This is a genomic window from Pseudoxanthomonas mexicana, assembly GCF_014397415.1.
Lineage (GTDB): Bacteria > Pseudomonadota > Gammaproteobacteria > Xanthomonadales > Xanthomonadaceae > Pseudoxanthomonas_A > Pseudoxanthomonas_A mexicana.
The window spans coordinates 3,479,594-3,494,605 of sequence record NZ_CP060731.1 but is presented as its reverse complement, the minus strand read 5'-3'; the positions used below and the strand labels follow the sequence as shown (position 1 = coordinate 3,494,605).

The 15,012-nt window shown below is 69.9% G+C and carries 12 protein-coding genes; 4 read left to right on the top strand and 8 right to left on the bottom strand.

What is annotated here, in order from left to right; translation table 11 throughout:
• The first annotated feature begins 89 nt into the window (after positions 1–89).
• On the top strand, positions 90–1,319 hold the full coding sequence (locus IAE60_RS16360) for a PQQ-dependent sugar dehydrogenase (protein WP_187573052.1): 1,230 nt from the start codon (positions 90–92) through the stop codon (positions 1,317–1,319).
• Between the two features lie 10 nt (positions 1,320–1,329).
• Here the strand turns inward: IAE60_RS16360 and IAE60_RS16355 are convergent, their stop codons facing one another.
• Genes IAE60_RS16355 through IAE60_RS16345 form a run of 3 tightly spaced genes read right to left on the bottom strand, consistent with a single transcriptional unit; the run spans position 1,330 to position 5,502 of the window.
• Complete coding sequence (locus IAE60_RS16355; protein ID WP_187573051.1) at positions 1,330–2,274, bottom strand: class I SAM-dependent methyltransferase; 945 nt, start codon at positions 2,272–2,274, stop codon at positions 1,330–1,332.
• Positions 2,275–2,303: 29 nt separating this feature from the next.
• On the bottom strand, positions 2,304–4,280 hold the full coding sequence (gene asnB / locus IAE60_RS16350) for an asparagine synthase (glutamine-hydrolyzing) (protein WP_187573050.1): 1,977 nt from the start codon (positions 4,278–4,280) through the stop codon (positions 2,304–2,306).
• A gap of 31 nt (positions 4,281–4,311) precedes the next feature.
• Positions 4,312–5,502 carry a glycosyltransferase gene (locus IAE60_RS16345; RefSeq protein WP_187573049.1) on the bottom strand — a complete coding sequence of 397 codons (1,191 nt, stop codon included), beginning with the start codon at positions 5,500–5,502 and terminating at the stop codon, positions 4,312–4,314.
• Positions 5,503–5,597: 95 nt separating this feature from the next.
• On the opposite strand from IAE60_RS16345, the gene IAE60_RS16340 reads away from it, so the two are divergent.
• From IAE60_RS16340 to IAE60_RS16330, 3 genes are all read left to right on the top strand, one after another.
• The gene (locus IAE60_RS16340) at positions 5,598–6,632 is read left to right on the top strand and encodes an acyltransferase family protein (protein WP_187573048.1); all 1,035 of its coding nucleotides are present in this window, start codon (positions 5,598–5,600) and stop codon (positions 6,630–6,632) included.
• A gap of 139 nt (positions 6,633–6,771) precedes the next feature.
• Positions 6,772–8,271, top strand: coding sequence for an oligosaccharide flippase family protein (locus IAE60_RS16335; protein WP_187573047.1), 1,500 nt, complete (start codon positions 6,772–6,774; stop codon positions 8,269–8,271).
• Position 8,272: 1 nt separating this feature from the next.
• Positions 8,273–8,902, top strand: a complete 630-nt coding sequence (locus tag IAE60_RS16330; protein WP_187573046.1) for a GNAT family N-acetyltransferase — start codon at positions 8,273–8,275, stop codon at positions 8,900–8,902.
• Between the two features lie 10 nt (positions 8,903–8,912).
• Here IAE60_RS16330 and IAE60_RS16325 read toward each other — a convergent pair whose 3' ends face one another.
• Genes IAE60_RS16325 through IAE60_RS16305 form a run of 5 tightly spaced genes read right to left on the bottom strand, consistent with a single transcriptional unit; the run spans position 8,913 to position 14,949 of the window.
• Positions 8,913–10,010 (bottom strand): GNAT family N-acetyltransferase, encoded by a 1,098-nt coding sequence (locus IAE60_RS16325; RefSeq protein ID WP_187573045.1) that lies wholly within the window; start codon positions 10,008–10,010, stop codon positions 8,913–8,915.
• Positions 10,007–11,149 (bottom strand): GNAT family N-acetyltransferase, encoded by a 1,143-nt coding sequence (locus IAE60_RS16320; protein WP_187573044.1) that lies wholly within the window; start codon positions 11,147–11,149, stop codon positions 10,007–10,009. Before IAE60_RS16320 ends, IAE60_RS16325 begins: the two co-directional genes overlap by 4 nt.
• Positions 11,133–13,193 carry an NAD-dependent epimerase/dehydratase family protein gene (locus IAE60_RS16315; protein WP_187573043.1) on the bottom strand — a complete coding sequence of 687 codons (2,061 nt, stop codon included), beginning with the start codon at positions 13,191–13,193 and terminating at the stop codon, positions 11,133–11,135. Before IAE60_RS16315 ends, IAE60_RS16320 begins: the two co-directional genes overlap by 17 nt.
• A 27-nt stretch (positions 13,194–13,220) precedes the next feature.
• Positions 13,221–14,396 carry a glycosyltransferase gene (locus IAE60_RS16310; protein WP_187573042.1) on the bottom strand — a complete coding sequence of 392 codons (1,176 nt, stop codon included), beginning with the start codon at positions 14,394–14,396 and terminating at the stop codon, positions 13,221–13,223.
• Positions 14,389–14,949: a class I SAM-dependent methyltransferase gene (locus IAE60_RS16305; protein ID WP_187573041.1), complete on the bottom strand. Its 561-nt coding sequence runs from the start codon at positions 14,947–14,949 to the stop codon at positions 14,389–14,391. Before IAE60_RS16305 ends, IAE60_RS16310 begins: the two co-directional genes overlap by 8 nt.
• Positions 14,950–15,012: the final 63 nt, after the last annotated feature.

Sequence of the window (15,012 nt, the reverse complement as noted above, 5' to 3'; positions counted from 1 at the left end):
CCCTTCACCGGCCATCTCACATGCCGCGGACACAGGCCTGCCCGGTGCTACCATCGCGCCGGCTATCCGCACCCCGACAGGAGTCCGCCATGCGCTATCCGCTGTGCCTGCTGGTCATCGCACTGGCCGCGTGCCGCCCGTCCGAACCCGTCGCCGCACCCGCCGAGCCGCCGCGTTCGGTGCAGGATCCCGCGCCGGTGGCGTACGCATCGGAAAAGCAGGCCTTCGTGGTGGCCGAGCAGGTGGTCGGGCTGGACCATCCCTGGTCGGTCGCTTTCCTGCCCGATGGAGGGCTGCTGGTCACCGAGCGCGCGGGGCGATTGCGCCGGGTCGCGCCCGATGGCGTCGTGTCCGCGCCGATCACGGGCCTGCCCGACATCTTCGTGGACGGACAGGCCGGCCTGCTGGACGTGGCGCTGTCGCCCGGTTACGCGCAGGACGGCTGGATCTACCTGGCGTTCGCGGAGCCGAACTTCCGCGGCAACAAGGCGGGAACGGCGGTGGTGCGCGGCAAGCTGCGCGGCGATGCGCTGGTCGAGTCGAGCGTGGTGTACACGCAGGAGCCCAAGCTGTCGCACGGCACGCATGTCGGGGCGCGCCTGGTGTTCGACGACCAGGGCCATCTGTTCGTCACCCAGGGCGATAACCGCGTGGGTGCGGCCACGGCGCAGGAACTGGACAAGCTGTCGGGCAAGATCGTGCGCATCCACGCGGACGGCAAGGTGCCGGCGGACAATCCGTTCGTGTCCCGTGCGGGTGCACGCGGCGAGATCTGGTCGTACGGCCATCGCAACGTGCAGGGTGCGGCCCTGCATCCGGTGACGCGCCAGCTGTGGGCGACCGAGCACGGACCCATGGGCGGTGATGAACTGAACATCCCGAAGGCCGGCCTCAACTACGGCTGGCCGGTCATCACGCACGGCATCGACTACAGCGGTCGTCCGGTGCCGGGATCGCAGGGTACGGCGGCGCCCGGCATGGAGCAGCCGCACCATGTGTGGGCGAAATCCCCGGGACTCAGCGGCATGGCCTTCTACACCGGCGATGCGCTGCCGGGCTGGAAGGGCAACCTGTTCCTGGGCGCACTGGCGGCGAAGGCGTTGATAAGGCTGGAACTGGACGGCGACCGCGTGGTGCATGAAGAGCGCCTGCTGACGGACCGCAACCAGCGCATCCGCGACGTGCGCCAGGGGCCGGACGGCGCGCTCTATGTACTGGTCGATGCGCCTGCGCCAGACGGCAAGCTGCTGCGCATCGCGCCCGCACCGGTGCCCGAAGCGGAGCCGGCGCCAACTTCACCGGCGGCCGGCGCTCCGTAGCGCACGGTCTTCAGCCGGCGGTCGTCGAGGCCGGCTTGCGTGCGATGAAGTCCACGCTGGTGATGCAGAGCTGTTCGGCAGGCACGTCCGCGAACTGGGGATGCACCGGCATGGCGGCCAGTTGCTTCATCCGCTCTTCCCGGGTGGTGCGGGTGTCGAGATCGATGTCGAAGCCGTGCCGCCGCGCACCATCGACGAACCAGTGCGCGCGCAGGCGGTTCTGGTAGAGGAAGGCGTTGTTCCAGCGCTGCCATTCCTCGTCGGAGTAGCGCAGGTAGTTCAGCTGGTGGACGTTACGGTCCACGTAGGCGTAGTGGTCGCCGCAGTTCACCGAATGGAACATCACCCCGCGCGGCGACAGCACGCGCATCGATTCGGCATACATCGCATCGATGACCTCCGGCGGCACGTGTTCCAGCACGCTGTTGGAGAACACCACGTCGACATCGCCGTCCGGCAGCAGGCTGCGGGTGGCGTCGGCCGGTGCACGGTAGTCGATCACGCCGCCGGTGGCCACGCCCAGGTCGGCGCCGGTACGCAGGCGCTCGACCAGGGCGCGGTGGCGCTTCTCGACTTCCGCCAACGGCACGCCTGCCGCGGTGGCGATGCGCGGCAGGAAACCGCCGAGGATGTCCGCGCACCGGACCGTCAGGTCCATGCGCAGGTGCGGATTGAGGTCGTACGTGGTCACGCGCGCCGCACCGGCCAGATAACAGGCGAACGGGAACGTCGGATACCAGCCCGTGCCGATCTCGAAGGCGCGTACGCCGGGCAGCACGATGCCGGCATCGCGCAAGTGGCCGACCATGATTTCCCAGTCGTCCACCTTGCTGGCCAGTTCGCCGTCGAAATCGCGCAGGCCGCCGAAGCGCCGCTGCAGGTGGAAATGCAGCGCATGCCCGCCGGGCAACGCGCCGAGAACCTTCTGGATGATGCCCTTGACCCGCCAATCCATGCCTTGATCCCTCGAAGTGCGATGCGTGCCTACGCGACCACGCCGGCCGGTTGCGCCTCCGGTGCCAGGCGCGCTTCCACCGTCTGCCGGTGCACCAGCATCGTCGACAGCACGCCCATGAAGGCCTGGTTGTCGCCGAAGCCGGTCGCGCGCCCCTGCCGGCATTTCTCCACCAGGCGCCCCACCGCGGCGGCGTCGAAGTACCCGGCCTCGCGGATCGCGTCCGGCGACAGCAGCTCGGCCACGTAATCCAGCGGCTTGCCGTCGAAGAAGAAACTCTGGCTGTCCGGCGCACGATAGGGCTGCTTGGTCCGCTGCACGATGTCCGGGGGCAGCAGGCCCGCCAGCGCGCGCCGCAGCAGGTACTTCTCGGTCATGCCGCGGATCTTGAAGCTGGGCGGCAGGCGGTTGGCGAATTCGATGACGCGATGGTCCAGGTAGGGGAAGCGGCCCTCGATCGAGTTGGCCATCGCTACGCGGTCGCCCTGCGACGACAGCAGGTAGCCGGCCAGCAGCGACTTCGCTTCCACGTACTGGTCGCGCGCCAGGTCGCTCCAGCGCGCCATGTCCGGCGGCAGCGTCTGTTCGTAGGCATCCAGTGCATCCCAGCGGGTGGCGGTCGCGCGCAGCTCGGGCGACAGGAAGGCGAGCGCGCGCTGCGACGTGGTCCAGCGCGGCACGTGCGCGAAGATCGGCCGGTGCAGGTGTTCCATGCCCTGGCCGAAGAAGGATTGGGCGAACGCCGGGTTGCTCACCGGAGAGTGCTGCAGGTAGCCGTACAGCTTTTCCAACAGGCGCGGTCGCATCCGCGAGTCCGGCTGACGCGACCAGAAGCGGCGGATCTTCGCTTCCTTGAACAGGTCGTAGCCGCCGAACACTTCGTCGGCGCCTTCGCCGGTCAGCACCACCTTGTAGCCGTGCCGGCGCACGCTGCCGGCCAGCAGCATCAGCGGGATCGGACCGGTGCGCAGGACCGGCGTCTCGGTATGGCGGATCAGCCGCGGCAGCGCTTCGCCAATGTCGCGGCGCGTGCAGATCAGCGTGGTGTGCTCGGTACCGAGGTGCCGCACCATCGCCTGCTGGTGCACGCTCTCGTCGAATTCGCCATCCTCGAACGCCACCGAGAACGTGCGCACCGGCGTATCGGTGAAGCCGCGGATCAGCGCGACGATGCCCGAGGAATCCAGGCCGCCGCTGAGGTAGGCGCCCACCGGCACGTCCGCGCGCAGTTGCAGGCGCACCGCATCGACGAGCAGCTCGCGCAGTTCGGCCGTCGCCTGATCCAGCGTCAGCGGATAGCGCGCGGGCGAGGTGTCCGCCGCATCCGGAAAGGTCCAGTCCCAGTAGCGGCGCAGGTGCTGGCGGCCGTCGCGTTCCACCGACAGCACATGCCCGGGCGGCAGGCTCTGCACGCCCTGGTACAGCGTGTCCGGGTCGACCGGTGCCCAGTACGTCAGCGTCTGCATCAGCGCCTGCGGTTCCAGGTGGGCGCACTCGGGCAGCACGGCCAGCAGCGATTTCACCTCCGAGGCGAACCAGAGGCGGCCACGCTGGCGCGTGTAGTACAGCGGACGGATGCCGGCACGGTCGCGCGCCAGCACCAGACGCTGGCGCTCGCTGTCCCACAGGGCAATGGCGAACTGGCCGTTGAGGTGCTGCACGAAATCCTCGCCGTAGCGGTCGTACAGGTGCACGATCACTTCGGTATCGGATTGCGTGTAGAACTGATGGCCCTTGGCCTCCAGCATCTGCCGCAGTTCGACGAAGTTGAAGATCTCGCCGTTGAAGACGGTCCACACCGTACGGCGCGGGTTGTGGATGGGCTGGTCGCCCGTGGACAGGTCGATGATCGACAGTCGCGCATGCGCCAGGCCGATGCTGGGCGCGGCATGGAAGCCGAAGCCGTCCGGCCCGCGGTGCGCCAGCGGATGGATCATCCGCTCCAGCCAGGGCCGTGCCTCGGTGGAGACCACATCCGGCCCCATGAAACCCGCGATTCCGCACATGTATCGCTTCCCCTGTCCTTAGTAAGAATCGTCAGGCCGAGTCGGCCGCATACGAGGCGCGCGCCGGACCCGGGCGTTCGGCGAGCGCTTCTTCGCAGGCCAGCAGCGTGTCGCGTGCCACCTGCTCCCAGTCGCGCGAGAAGCGGCGCGCGAGTGCGGCCTCGTCCCAGTCCTGCGCCAGGGCTTTGGCCAGCGCGTCCGCCAGTGCGTCCGCGTCACGCGGCGGGACCAGCAGGCCGCTGGCCGCGTCGACTACCTCGGGGATGCCGCCGACCGGTGTGGCCACCACGGGCCGGCCGCAGGCCAGCGCTTCCACCAGCACGTTGGGATGGCCTTCGGAATAGCTGGGCAGCGTGACCAGGTCCGAGGCGACCATCCACCGCGCGACCTCGGCTGGTGCCTGGCTACCCGCCAGCTGCAACGGCAGCGCGGGTTCGGCGGCCAGGGTCGCGGCGAGTTCGGTGTACAGGGGGCCGTCGCCGACGAATACCACCCGCGCCTGCGGCCGGGTGGCCGCCAGGCGACGCGTGGCGTGCAGCAGTTCGCGCAGGCCCTTCTCGGGCACCAGCCGGCCCACGTAGAGCACCACCTCGGCGTCCTGCGGCAGGCCCAGCGCCGCGCGCGCGGCCTGGCGGTCGCCGGGGTGGAACAGGGCGGCATCGCAGCCGTTGGGAATGGCGCGGATGCGCTCCGGGTCGGCGCCGTAGCGGTCGACAGCGACGCGCCCGAGATCCTCGCTGACCACCAGCAGGCGACGCGCAGCCTGCACCACCGGACGGGTCAGGCGACGGCTGACGGCATCGCGCACGCGCAGGTCGGAACCGCGCGCGCCGGCGACGAACGGCACGCCCGCCTCGCGCGCGGCGCGCAGGGCGCCATAGCCGTCGGGATACAGCCAGTACGCCAGGACCACGTCCGGCGCGAAGGCCCGTACGGGCCTGGACAGGGCGCGCGCGCACAGGTGGCCATTGAACGGGCGGCTGAGCGCCGGCAACGCAGGGTAGGTGACGTAGTCCACGTCACACCCCGGCGCCACGGCGTCCTGTTCCGCGGGCCGGTACAGATAGCTGCGCGGCCGCGCCCAGCCCGGATAGGTCGCGATGGGGCTGAGCACCTTCACGTCCGCCAGTCGCGACAGTTCGCGCACGGTCTGGTAGACCGGGCGTCCGCGATGGGGCTCCCCGGCGATCGGGAACTGGGAGGTGACGATCAGGATGCGCATGCGGGAGGAAGGGGGATGGAGGGGGCGCGGGACTGTCCGCCGCGTGGCGCGGTTGGCGTTGTAAGAGCCGAAGCATGCCGAGTCAGGGGGACAGGATGGGTCACGAAACGTCTACGCCCTCGCGGATGGTGGAACTGGATGCCCTGCGCGGCATCGCCGCCGTCGCCGTGCTGGGCTACCACTTCACAACGCGGTATCAGGAACAGATCGGCCACGTGGGCGGCCCGCCGGTCGACCTGCTGGCGGGGAAGTACGGCGTCTATCTTTTCTTCCTGATCAGCGGGTTCGTGATCTTCATGACGCTGGAGCGCACGCGCACGGCAGCGGATTTCGTGGTGTCGCGTTTCTCGCGGCTGTTTCCCGGCTACTGGGCGGCCCTGCTGATCACCAGCGCCGTCGTCTATACCGTGGGCCTGCCTTTCCAGCGGCTGCCCGTCGGACAATGGCTGCTGAACTTCACCATGGTGCAGGAGATCCTGGGCGCAGAGCATCTCGATGGCTCCTACTGGACCCTGCAGATCGAATTGTTCTTCTATGTGCAGATGCTGTTCTGGTACATGCTGGGACAGCTGCGGCGCATCCACTGGATCATCGGCGGCTGGCTGGTGCTGGCGACGGTGGAGGGCCTGTGCGAGAAGCACCACTGGCATTTTTCATACTGGGTGCGGGAGCTGATGATCCTGCGCTTCATCCCGTTCTTCGCGATCGGCATCCTGTTCTACCGCCTGCACCGCTACCCCGCCGAGTGGAGGCTGAACCTGACGATGCTGCTGTGCGCGCTGCTGGCCATCGCCGTCGGCGAACGCCCCATCTTCCTGCCGGTGGCGCTGGTGTGCTGCGCGATCTTCGCACTGTTCGTGCGTGGGCACCTGAGGTTCCTCGACTCGCGCTTCTTCGTGTTCCTGGGATCGATCTCCTACGCGTTGTACCTGGTGCATCAGGCGATCGGCTTCGTGGTGATCCACCATCTGGAGCAGCACGGCGTCCCGGCGTGGCTGGCATGCGGGACCGCTGCGCTGGCCACGCTGGCGCTGGCCACGCTGCTGCACACGACGATCGAGCGCCCCGCGATGCAGCGGATCCGGGATGCATGGAGGGCGTCGCGGATGCAGGCGCTGTCCCCGCGATGACATCCGTCAGCGACCCTCTCCGCCGGCAGTCCCCACGGCCGGGACCCGTACAGACCGGCGCGCCCGCATCCGCGGCGTTCGACCCGCCCACCCGTGTTTCCGTATGCGCCTCATGCGGCGCGAGCGGAGCCGGCGCGGGATGACGGTGGCCGGGCAGGAGGGCTCAGGCGGACTGGGCAGGATCGTTTCTTCGGCGGCGTATGGGATCGTGGGGGGGCTGCTGGGGCGTGCCGTGGGCCTGGTCGGCACGCTGCTGATCGCGCGTCACCTGACGCCGGACATCGTGGCGGAAGTCACCGTGGCCACCGTGGTGGCATTGACGGGCAACTGGATCGCAGCGTGGGGGTGCGGGCAGTACGTCGTGGTCCGTGGCGGGGAGGGGCGGGATGCGGTCTTCGCCGCGACCCTGGTCTACCTGCTGGCGGGCGTGGCGATGATTGCGCTGCTGTGGTGGGCCAGTCCCTGGCTCGCGTTGTGGATGCAGGCGCCACGGGTCGCCGACTACCTGCCCGGTGCCCTGCTCGGCATCGGCATCCGGCGCCTGGGGGCGATCCCCGACAAGCTGCTCGCCCGCGACATGCGCTTTGGCCGGATCGCGCTGGGTACCGCGCTGGGCGATGTCGTCTACGCCGTGGTGGCGGTATCGCTGGTCAGCACCACGTCGCTGGGAGGCCAGGCGATGATCATCGCCTTCATCGCGCAATCCTGCGTGATCGCGGCATCGACCATCACGGCGGTACCCTGGCGCGCCTGGTTGTGGCCGGTGCGCGTGACGAAGGCACGACTGCGCGACCTGTTGCGTTTCGGCGCACCGGTGACCGGCGAGATCGTGCTGAGCGAGGGCGCCCGCTACTGGGACAAGCCGTTGATGCTGAGGCTGCTGGGCGCGCACGATGCGGGCAGCTACGGCATGGCCTTCAATCTGGCGCAGTTGCCCGCGGTGTACGTGGGGGGGCATGTCGGCGCGGTGATGATGCCCGCCGTGGTCCGTGCGCGGCCGGACGAGCGACCGGTCCTGATGGTGCGTGCGCTGGCGTTCGCCGCGCTGTTCTTGTTCCCGATGGCGGCTGGGCTCGCCGTCTGCGCGCCGACCCTGGTGGCGACCCTGTTGCCGGCCGCATGGAGTCGGGTGGCTCCGCTGTTGAGCGTGCTGGCTATCGCCTCGCTGCCGGCGGCGGGCAGCTTCATCCTGTCCTCTTTCCTGGCAGCGCACGCGCGCAACCATCGCCTGATGTGGATCGAAGCGGCGACGGTGGCCTGCCTGGCGGTGATGCTGTGGGCATTGTCGGGTGCGGGCGTGGTGATCGCTTCGCTGGCGGTGGGCGTGGCAGCGCTGCTGCAATGGGGACTGACCGTGCAGGCCTGCCGCCAGGACGGCCTGCGCCTGCAGGGGCTGGTGCGGCCGCTCCTGCGCGTGGCGTCGGGATGCGGCGTGATGGTGCTCGCCGTGCTGGCGTGGCGGTACGCGATGGGCGACCGGCTCCATGCCGGTCTGCGGCTGCCCGCGGAGGTCGCGGTGGGTGTGGTTGTGTATGGTGGCGTCCTGTGGGCGGGCGCGCGCGATCTGGTCGTCGATGCGTTCGACGCCTTGGGGCTGTCGCGCTTCCTGCCGAAGCGCGCGATCAGGGAAGGGGAATGACGTGATCGGATTCGATGCCATCGCACTGTTGCGCAGGCCCGCGGCAACCGAGCGCACGCGGGTGCTGGACGAGGGCCAGCAGTTCATCGAACTGCGCAGCACCGATCTGGACCGCCTGGTGGCGGCCTACCGGTCCAACGGAATGTCGGGCCGTCCGGAGCGCCTGCAGCGCCGCTTCGACCATGGCATGCGGTGTTTCGGCATCGACGAGCGCGGCGAGCTGATCGCATGGTTTTGGGCGCTGCATGGCGTGCCGCGCTACTTCGACGAACTGGCCTGGCAGATCCCCTTGTCGAGCACGCAGGTCTGGCTGCGCGATGCGTTCGTCGTGCCCCGGCGGCGCGGCCGCCGCCTGCTGATCGCGATGATGGGGGCGGGCATCGACGTGGAGGCCACGCCGGCGGAGTACTTCTCCGACGTCAGCGTCTCGAATCTGCCCTCGCTGCGCGCGCACCGGTCACTGGGATTCGAGCGCTTCGCCACGGTCAGGTGCCTGCGCGTCGGCGCGCGCGGGTTCTGGCGGAGCGCACCTCCCGCGGGGCTGCCCCCGCCGACGGGGCTCCGCCCGGAGGCGAGGCGGCTCGTGCTGTCGCCGGAGGAACTGGCCTGGCATCGCGCGCAGATGGCGTAGACGCGCGGCGTCAGTCGTCGTGGCCCAGCCGGTAGGCGAGGGGGCGCAGCGGGCGGGCGGCGAGGATCGCCGCGCCATGGAGCGCGCCCGCATGCAGGATGCCCGACACCATCGGCTGCCGATCCGGCAGCAGCTCCGCCAGGTAGGACGAGGCCTGCGCCTGGCTGTCGAACATGAGCAGCGCCGGCCAGTGGGTGTCGAGTGCCTGCAGCAGGTGCCATTCGTTGAGCTTGCCGGGACTGCAGGCGGCGAATGCGGGATCCCAGCCGGTCTTGAACCCCCCCAGCACGCCCCCGCACAGCAGGTTGCTGCTGCTGGCCACGACCTGGTCGCCGCACAGCGTTTCCACGAAGACCAGATGGCCGCCGGCGGCAAGGCGCGCCGTCGCCTCCAGGAAGAAGCCGCGTTCGGCGGCGGACGCCTGCATCGAACTGCCCCGCGTTCCCTTCCAGCCGGCGTGCTCCAGCGCCAGGTGGCGTGCCGCGGCAGCGGCGTCGGCCTGCGCACCCTGCAGGATCCGCAGGCCGACATCGCCGCGCTCCTGCAGGCGTCGCAGCCGGCGTCGCAGATCCTTCGCCACGCCCGCGCCTACCCGCGCGGCCGCCGGTACGTCGTCCGGGTGCCGGCGCAGCACCGGGCGCAGGGAAGCGGCGGTCTGCATCCAGTGCATGTCCGCAGCGCCCCGTAGCGCCTTCCACATGTCGCTGTCCGCGGCCACGCAGTGCCAGCGGATCGCGCGCTCCCGCCAGCTGCCGCGGCGCATCAGACCGGCGATCGCCTCGGCGACCGCATGGGCTTCGCCGGTGCGATGCAGGATGCCGGACTGGAAGGCGTGCGGATGCCGGTAGGCGCGCCAGTGGGGCAGGGGCACGAACAGGTCCGGGGCGCGTCGTTGCAGGCAGGTCAGCGCAAGCAGCTCGCCACCACGCTCCACAGTCAGCACCACCGGCGGATCGTCCGGCGTCAGCCAGCGCGCGGCCGCCTGCACCATGCCGGGCAGCAGGGCGGGGATGCCGGCAGGCGCATCGCACGCCAGCGACTCCCAGGCGGCGATGTCGGCGGGCGCCAGTGCGTCCAGCGGGCGCAGGCGTGTCCGCAGCCCGTTCAAGGCAGGGCGTCCTGGCCCCGCCGGCGCCGGTAAAGGTCGACGATGCGCGCACGCCAGCCCACCCGGTCGATGCTCAGCCACGCCATGCTGCCCTCGGCCATCGCCAGCGAGCGCTTGTACTCGGCCTGGCCGGCCATCAGCTCGTAGCGGTCGAAGCCATTGCCGAGGAATTCATTGATGGCGGTGGCGACCAGCAGCAGCCCCGGGCTGCCGGTGCGTCCCACGCGCCGGTAGTCGATCCCAGCCTGGTAGAAGTACGCTGTCCCGCGCCACACCAGATGGTAGAGGTAGCCGACCACGACGTCCCCGGCCTCCAGGCGCATCAGGTGCACGCCGGCCTCCTGGGACGAAGTCCGTATCAGCGCACGGTGGAAGGCCACGATCCGCGGGTCGCCGAACGCGCCTTTTTCGCCGGCGTCTTCGTCCCAGTGGGCCTGGTGCAGGCGCACCAGGGCATCGAAGAAGGCCAGGCGCTCGTCGGTGCCCATCGCGACCGCGCAGGCCAGCGGTCCGCAGGTATCCACGAGCCGTCGCGCGGTGCGGCGCAGGTGCGCACGGGTACGGCTGCCCGGAACGGCGACGACATAGTCGTTGCCATCGTGGCGCAGGCCCGCCAGGTCCACGTAGGGGGTCGGCCTGCGGTTCACCTGCAGGCGCAGGCGGGGGGAACGGATCCGCTCCAGCGGAATGTCGTCCATGTCGATGCCGGGCAGATAGAGCGTCAGCCAGTGGCGCTCGTGCGCCTCGAAATGGGCGATACACGCGGCCAGGGCATCGTGCTCGCGTCCGGCGACCGCCAGCAGGCCGTTGAACTCGATGGTGATGCTGTCCAGCGTGCGGTCGCCCACTTCGTGCAGGCGCACATGCTTGAGGCCCAGCGCGAAGCCGCGGCGTTGCTCCACGACGATGCCCAGGGCGATCGGTTGCCCTTCTTCGCAGATCGTCAGCAGGCGCGCGCGCGGCAACGGGCACAGCGTGCGGAGCCAGGTGCCGATCCAGATCCAGCTCTGGAAGAAGCTGCAACGGCTGCGTGCCTCCAGCGCGCGCCAGCGTGCTTCCAGCACGTCCATGGCGGGCAGGTGCTCGACCCGCACGTCATGCCGCGTGGCGGGCGTGCCGTTCTCAGCCGAACGTCGCATCCAGGCCCTTCTCCACGCCGGTCCGCGGCGTCCAGCCGAGGTCCGCGCGCGCGGCGGTGGTGTCGAAGTTGGCCAGCGGGCGCAGCGAGCGCACGCGGTAACGCGTCAGCGGCACGTCGCGGCGCAGGACCTTGCCCAACTGCTCTACGCCGAAGCCCAGCAGCATGAACATCCAGCGCGGCACGCGCACCACCTTGATCTCGTCGCCCAGCTTGCGGCGGCAGCGCGCCAGGTAGTCCTGCTGCGTGATGCGCGAGGTGTCCACCACGTTGAACACGCGCTGCGTGGGCAGCGGCGCCTCGGCGGCGCACAGCAGCGCATCCACCACGTCGTCCACGTAGACCAGCGGCAGCGCCTGCGCGCCGTCGCCCACGGCGACCCAGCGGCCGGCCAGCCCGATCACGCCGTTGGGCGTGACCTTCTCCGCGCCCGGACCGAAGATCTGTCCCGGCCGCACGATCACGGCAGGCAGGCCATGCGTGGCCACCGCATCCAGCACCATGCGCTCGGCAGAGAGCTTGGTCTGGGTGTAGGCGCCGCGCCACTCGGGATGCGGTTCCAGCGGCGAGGATTCGGTCATCACTGCGCCGGGATCGCGCCCGGCGTGATCGAACACGCTCATCGAACTGACGTAGACCAGGCGCGCCGTCGATTCGGCCACGCACGCCTCGATCATGTTGCGCGTGCCCCAGACGGTGCCGGCTTCGAAATCGCGAGGACCGCCACGCATCGCGGCACCCACGTGGTAGACCAGGGGCACGCCCTTCACCGCGTGGCGGACGATGCGCGGATCGCCCAGGTCGCCCACGACGGTCTGGATGCCGGCATCGTCCGCGTAGGTGGCCACCGGACGACGTACCAGCACGCGCACGGTCTTGCCCTGCTCGCGCAGGCGCGCCACCACGCGCCTGCCGAGGAAGCCGGCGGCGCCGGTCACCAGCGCATCGGCCGGCGGCAGGTCGACGTAGCGCGACTCCAGCAGGGCGATGCGCTCGGCATCCGGTGCGGCGCACGCCGGCTCAAGCAGGCGTGCGATGCGCAGCGCATCCTCGCCGGTGAACGGGGGCGAGGCGTTGTCGCGGACCGCCTTGGCGAACTCGATCGCGCCGCGGCGGATGCCGGGCGAAGGCTTGAGCATGCCGGTGGCGAAGCGCACCACGTTCCATGGCACGCGGAACACGTCCTTCACCGCGCTGAAGAACGCGTTGGCGACGATGCCGATGAACTTCGGACCCGGCAGCACGCGATGGATGCGGCACGTCTGCAGGAAGCGGTCCACTTCGATGGTGCCGCGCGTGCCACGCACGAATACCCGGTTCTCCATCGGGCGCGCATTCCACGACAGCAGCAGGCGGCCGACGCCGTCGCGGGCCTGCGCGTGCGCCTGCCATTCGTCGAAGTGCAGGTTCGGATCGGTGCCGCGGGCCTGGTAGTCCACGCGCAGGTCCCGCACCGGGCCGAGGAAGGCCTCGATGGTGTAGAGGCCATGCACGCCCAGGTCGCGGAACGGGTAGGAGCCCTGGGTGACCGAACCCGGCAGCGGGCCGCCGGCGTACGGCGGATACTCCGAATTGCGCACGATCTCCACCGAGACCACGTCGCCGATGCGTCCATCGCGCACGGCCTGCAGGGCCTGCATCACCACCGGATCGAACAGGTCGGAATGGTTGACGCCCAATTGCAGCTTGCGCAGGCGCGCCGCCGCGATCATGGACTCGCAGTCGGCCACGGTATCGGCCATCGGCTTTTCGACCAGCACGTGGCAACCCATCTCCATCGCCTGCAGCGCGATGGCGGCATGGAAGGCGGGTGGTGTCAGCACGTACACGGCCTGCGGCTGCAGGTCGGCCAGGTCGTCCAGGCGCGCGGCGACGCGCTTGACGCCGAAACGGTCGGCGAGCGCCTGCGCCGCCGGCAGTTGCGGATCGCAGATGCCGACCACGTCGACGAAGTCCAGCTGCTTGAGCGCAGCCAGGTGGTGGGTGGCGACGTAACCGGCGCCGACCAGGGCGACGCGCAGGCGGGTGGAAGCAGGAACGGTCATGGGAGAAGGGTCGTCAAGGGGAGTTGTTCATCGGCGCGCCAGCGCCTGCGCCACGGTCGCCAGCACGTCATCGACGCGGCGGTCCCAGGTCTGCGCCGCGACGGCGGCCACGCGGGCCTCGGCGGCGGCCTCGCTGTCCTCGGCCAGCGCCTGGTCGAGCGCGGCGAGGAAGCCTTCGCGGTCCTCGGCGATGCGGACCCACTGGGAGAACTTGGCGATCTCGGGGTTGTACGTGCTCACCACCGGCTTGCCGGTGGCCAGGTATTCGCGCAGCTTCAGCGGGTTGGCATTGGCGACCTGGCGGTTCATCCGGTACGGGATGATCGCGGCATCGAAGGCCTTCGCCCACGTCGGCAGCGTGGCATAGGGTTGCGGGCCGGCGAGACGCACGTTGGGAAGCGGGCGCAGCGCCGACACATCGGCGGCGGCGTGTCCGACCAGCAGGAAGCTCCAGTGCGGCCGTGCCTGCGCCAGCCAGGCGATCAGCTCCATGTCGATCCACTCGTGCAGCGAACCGATGTAACCGATCACCGGGCCGTTCAGGCTGCGCGCGCCTTCGGCGACGGGGGTTTCCGGCGAACGCGCGGTGAGGAACAGGTCCAGGTCCACGCCATGCGGCGCATAGGTGGTGGTGGGGTTGATCGCCTGCTTGCTGGGCAGCAGTGCGGGCGGTGCGACGAACAACTGGTCGGCCGCGCGGCTCAGTGTGTCGTCGCGCCGGCCGATCAATTCGGCATCCACGCCGGGATGCGCGGCGTAGTCGTCGATGCAGTAGTACACGCAGAAATCCTCGCCCAGGCGGTGGGCGAGGAATCCAGGGTGCGGTACCACGAACCACGACAGGTAGCGGGTGATGCCGGCCTTCCGGATCGCGCGGCGCACGGCCCAGCGGCTGAATACCCGGTTGAAGGCATCGACGCCGGGAATGCGGCGGAAAGGCAGCTGCGGCACGGTGCAGTGCCACAGGCCGTCGCGCACCTGCACCGGCGGCTTGAGCGCGGCCGTCAGCTTGCGCCAGGCGCGTTTGAGGTCGCGCCCCGAGGTGGTGGGCGCGCGCATGCCGGGCGAGTCCACATACAGCACGGGCATGCGCTGGGCCAGACGGATGGCGATGTGGTGGCTGCTGGTGCGGTTCTCCGCATTCCAGTCGTTGCCGAAATACACCACGCCGCGCCCCTCCAGGACGGCCGAAGGATCACGCATCGCGCCACCAGCCGATCAGCCAGGCGGTACCGCCGTGATGGATCCAGGTCTTCTGCAGGCCGGGGATGGCCTCCACGTGGGGCCCCACGCGTCCGCACGCCGGCGCGAAGAACGTCACCAGGCCGCAACGGCCCAGATGGCGCATGCGTGCGACCGTCGCGGCGGGGTCGCTCAGGTAATAAAGCACTTCGCAGGCGGTGACCAGGTCGAAGCGTTGACGTTCCTCGCCCCAGGGTTGCTGGAACAGATCGACGGCGGCGAAATGGGCCTGGGGCAGGCGCACGCGGGCACGCTCGATGGCGGCCGGACTGACATCCAGCCCGTACTGCTCATCGCTGAGCCGGGCCAGGTACTGCGTCTGGTGGCCTTCGCCGCAACCGATCTCCAGCACCGAGCCCACGCGACCGAACGCCTGTTCGATGACCGCGTTGGTGGCCTCGAAGCGCGCGCGCTCCATCGGCGATTCCATGTTCCAGGGATCCGGCATGCGGTAGGCCAGATCCAGGCGCGCGTGGTTGTCGTTGCCGCCCACGCCGCGCAGTGCGTACTTCATCCACAGCCGGCGCTGGGCCTTCCTCAGCAATCTGGTGGCATCGCTCCACATTCCGCTGTCCCC

Coding starts and splice junctions, on each gene's coding strand:
- IAE60_RS16360 (WP_187573052.1), top strand. CDS start 90: ATGCGCTATCCGCTGTGCCTGCTGGTCATCGCACTGGCCGCGTGCCGC.
- IAE60_RS16355 (WP_187573051.1), bottom strand. CDS start 2,274: ATGGATTGGCGGGTCAAGGGCATCATCCAGAAGGTTCTCGGCGCGTTG.
- asnB (WP_187573050.1), bottom strand. CDS start 4,280: ATGTGCGGAATCGCGGGTTTCATGGGGCCGGATGTGGTCTCCACCGAG.
- IAE60_RS16345 (WP_187573049.1), bottom strand. CDS start 5,502: ATGCGCATCCTGATCGTCACCTCCCAGTTCCCGATCGCCGGGGAGCCC.
- IAE60_RS16340 (WP_187573048.1), top strand. CDS start 5,598: ATGGGTCACGAAACGTCTACGCCCTCGCGGATGGTGGAACTGGATGCC.
- IAE60_RS16335 (WP_187573047.1), top strand. CDS start 6,772: ATGACGGTGGCCGGGCAGGAGGGCTCAGGCGGACTGGGCAGGATCGTT.
- IAE60_RS16320 (WP_187573044.1), bottom strand. CDS start 11,149: ATGCGACGTTCGGCTGAGAACGGCACGCCCGCCACGCGGCATGACGTG.
- IAE60_RS16315 (WP_187573043.1), bottom strand. CDS start 13,193: ATGACCGTTCCTGCTTCCACCCGCCTGCGCGTCGCCCTGGTCGGCGCC.
- IAE60_RS16310 (WP_187573042.1), bottom strand. CDS start 14,396: ATGCGTGATCCTTCGGCCGTCCTGGAGGGGCGCGGCGTGGTGTATTTC.
- IAE60_RS16305 (WP_187573041.1), bottom strand. CDS start 14,949: ATGAAGTACGCACTGCGCGGCGTGGGCGGCAACGACAACCACGCGCGC.